The 455-nt window shown below is 62.6% G+C and carries 1 pseudogene; it reads right to left on the bottom strand.

Features of this window, described 5'->3' with window-relative positions:
• A pseudogene (locus RNC47_RS36760) lies at nucleotides 1-183 on the bottom strand (acyl-CoA dehydrogenase); the annotation flags it as partial.
• Between the last annotated feature and the right edge of the window lie 272 nt (nucleotides 184-455).

Below are 455 nucleotides of genomic sequence, written 5' to 3'. Positions count from 1 at the left end.
CTCTTTGGGCAACGTGGCCTCTTCGAACCACTCGCCGACGTTGGGTCGCAGCCGGGTGTCGACGAACTGCCGCACCGTCGCGGCGATGTCACGCTCGTCGTCATCGAGCAACCGATCAGTGTCGAACAGCTCCAGCGGCCGGTAAGTGGACTTCTTGGCAGCCGGTGCGGCGGTGGCGGTCATGAGTCAAGGCTAGATTTGCCGGGCAAATATGCCTATGGCCGGTTTGTACAACGGTGATGACAAAGCTGTCCGATAGGGCGGCCTGGGATGCCCGCCCACCGACCTTGACCACCTGTTCCGGTGGCCTATAGTCGGTGCGTTGAACGGCGTGCCCCAGGGTGAACTCGTCGTCAGTGACCGGCGAAGACAGCCCAGGGAAAGTTTGACCGTGCAGGTAATTGTTGACGATCCGGTTCGGGTCCCCGCCCTCCGGCGGCGGGTTCGTGATGACC

It is taken from the genome of Streptomyces millisiae, from assembly GCF_031845425.1.
Lineage (GTDB): Bacteria > Actinomycetota > Actinomycetes > Streptomycetales > Streptomycetaceae > Streptomyces > Streptomyces millisiae.
Note: the sequence above shows the minus strand (reverse complement) of the source record. Positions and strands in the feature narration are given on the sequence as shown.